1 protein-coding gene is annotated in these 3,065 nt (G+C 62.2%); it reads left to right on the top strand.

Annotated elements, in window-relative coordinates; translation table 11 throughout:
* On the top strand, positions 1–3,065 hold a 3,065-nt coding region (locus AB4037_RS34410), incomplete at both ends, for a toxin TcdB middle/N-terminal domain-containing protein (RefSeq protein WP_441774645.1).

Below are 3,065 nucleotides of genomic sequence, written 5' to 3'. Positions count from 1 at the left end.
GCCTTCAACCTGGAGGCGACGAGCGGCGCGGCCAAACTCAGTCAGGCCACCGGCAAGTCGATCGCCACGCTCGACAGGCGTCTTGCCTCCATCGGTATCACCACGGCGAACAACCGGGTTCGGGGCTACAATCTCGACTATGAGCTCAGCCCGGCCTCGGGCTATTCGCGCCTGACCGCGGTGACCCAGTTCGGCCGCGATGCAAGCCTCAGCCAGAACCGTCTCTCAGGTGGCACAAGCCTGCCGCCGACGACGTTCGGATGGAGCGGAGCCCCCATCACCGAACAGGCGTGGACCAAGAGCAACAACGCAGCTCTCGCTGGACATGATGGGCAGACAGTGTCGCAGGCCGGTGCGGGGGCCAGCCAAGGCTTCAGCCAGGCCTTGCAGGAGATCAACAGCGATACCATTCCCGACAAGCTTTCCAGCAGTTGGCAGGATAGCACAGAACGTAGTGGCGTTGGTCGAGACGTCGTCATCCTGAAGACGCGATGCTACTCGTCCTCGATGTCCGAGGCGGCCAGCCGCACGCGAACAGCCCGAACGACCACGCTCGGGGGAGGCTGCCAATATACCGATTCCAACCCTCCGACAGGATCGAGGACGGTGACCAGTGCCTTTCTCGTGGGAGATCATAACGGCGACGGGCGGCCCGATTACATCCGGACTGAGGACACCGCAACGACCGGCACGCAAGGCGGCATGAAGGATCCGCCAATCGTCACAACCCATACGACAAGGCAGTATTTTCAACTCAGCCGCCCGGATGGCAGTTATGAAAGCCGCTTTTTGGGAGGGACCGGCGGCATAGGGACACCGGGCTCGCCGCGTTTTGGAACCTGGAAAACACCCCTCGACCTTGATGGTGACGGTTTCAAGGAATTCGTCGTCACCTATCTCGTGGCGAACGGGTTCTATACCAAGATCGAATCCCTGACGGGTGGTACTGCGGTCGACGAGCCAATATCGACAAGCGTCAGTCAGCAACTTATCGCTGGCCGGCAATGGACTGAGCAGCATTACGTCGATCTCAATGGCGACGGCAAATCCGACGTCTATATAGTGACCAGCGGCAATGGCGTTTTAAGGGTCACCTACGCTTATTCGACCGGTACCGGCTTTACCCCGCTTCAGACGTTTGAAGCGCCTGGGACCCTGCTGACAGCCAATACCCATGGGCCCGGTGTCGGGCAGTTCCCGACCGACCGTTCGGTTCAATCGCTGTCCCGGGGCCAGGTTCTGACGGCCGACGTCAATGGGGATGGCAAGGTCGATCTCGTCGCGCTGGAAATGAATCCGGCCGGGGGCGCCGATCTCGGCGTGTTTCTGTCGACCGGAACCGGGTTCGAGCATCAGGTCTGGGCTCGGGGTATCATGCTGAGCGGCGGTTGCGCACAGGGACAGGGCACCGGCGGTATCGGGACGATTACGGCTGAGGGCGATGGGCTTGTTTGCGTTCCGCGCGTGCTCTCGGGCGATTTCGATGGCGATGGCCGCCAAGATTTGGTGATCAACACAACCGTGGCGGTCAACCCTCCGCCGGGCGACGTCCCCAATTCGTCCGCAACCCTGTTCCTGTCACGGGCTGGAGTCGGATCCAACGGCGAAGATGGTTTTGTCGCTGTGCCCGGCCAGCTTCCCAGCATCGCCTATGTGGCCGATGTCGACGAAGATGGCCGCGACGACCTGATCGAGGGAGCCCTGCGTTCATCGACGCCGAGTTTCTTCATCCTGTCTCGCAGCGGGGATTATTACACGCTGAACACGGCGTATCCGGATCTGCTGACGTCGGTAAAGGGGCCGTTGGGCGCGAGCGCCTCGATTAGCTACAAGCCCTCGAGCTCCTACCCATGGCCCGAGGTGCGTCCTGCAGGAAGTGCGCTGCCCTCGATCATGCAGACGGTATCGACGGTGACGCGGGATGATGGTCGCGGCACGGTCAGCGCCACGGACTATTCCTATTCCGGCGCGCTTTACAACGCAGCCGAGCGGCGTTTCCTGGGCTTCGGCATGGGAGTGGCATTGCTGCCAGCCAATGTTGGGGAGACGGTACGGCCCCGCATCGACTATACCTTCGACCAGAGTCTCGCCACCGCTGGACGGGTTTTGAAGACGGCTCACAGCACGCAGGACAGCACCACGGTGCTGGCGCGCGAGGCCGAGACCTGGAGCGTGATGACCACGGCCGGGCTGCAGGCGAACTGGCCACCGGCGAGCGGCACGGTGCCGGCGCTGACACTGCCCTATACTGCCTTCAACACCGCTTCCGAGAAGCAGGAGTTCGACGGAAGCACCATAACAACAGGCACCACCACGATTAAGGTCTGCACCACACGCGTCGCTCCCGATCCCAAGGTTCCAACGGAGTGTCCTGTAAGCATTCCTTGCCCTGGCACTAGTCCGCCCCTTGGTCCGATTTATCCGGTAGGGACGAGATTCTACTATTGTGAGCTTCAGACGATTCCAGTGACCCAGCCGGCCGTCCGCCGGAGCAGTGTGTCTCGGACGTATGACGCGTATGGCAACGTCACGCAGTTGCTGGAGAATGGCGACGCGGACGTGGCGGGCGACGAGCGCGTCACGATCAACGACCATGCACCGAACACGGGCGCCTTCATCACCTCGTTGCCGTGGCGGACGCTGGTCTACAAGGGCACCAGCAATGCCGGCGTGTTGATGAGCGACACGGTGCTGCTCTACGACGGAGCGAGCGAGGCGACACCGCCGGTGAAGGGGGACGTCACCAGCACGCGGGCCTGGCTCGATCCTGGCAATCATTGGGTGACGACGTCTGCGAGCTATGACGGCTATGGCAACAAGGTGTCGTCGACGGATGCGCTGGGCAACCGGGCGGAGACGCTGTACGACACCACCTATCACCTGTTCCCGGTGGAGGAGCGCAACCCGCTCTATGTGCAGAACGGGGACACGCGGCAGAAGACGCAACCGATCACCGATCCGGTGTGCCAGACGCTGACGGGGATGATCGACCTGAACGGCCAGACCACGAGCTATGGCTATGACGGGTTGTGCCGGATCACCTCGGTGACCCAGCCTTTGGGGGC

Origin of the sequence: Labrys sp. KB_33_2, from assembly GCF_052114505.1 — a bacterium.
GTDB lineage: Bacteria > Pseudomonadota > Alphaproteobacteria > Rhizobiales > Labraceae > Labrys.
The sequence above is the reverse complement of the archived record's forward strand: the minus strand, read 5'-3'. Positions and strand labels throughout refer to the sequence as shown.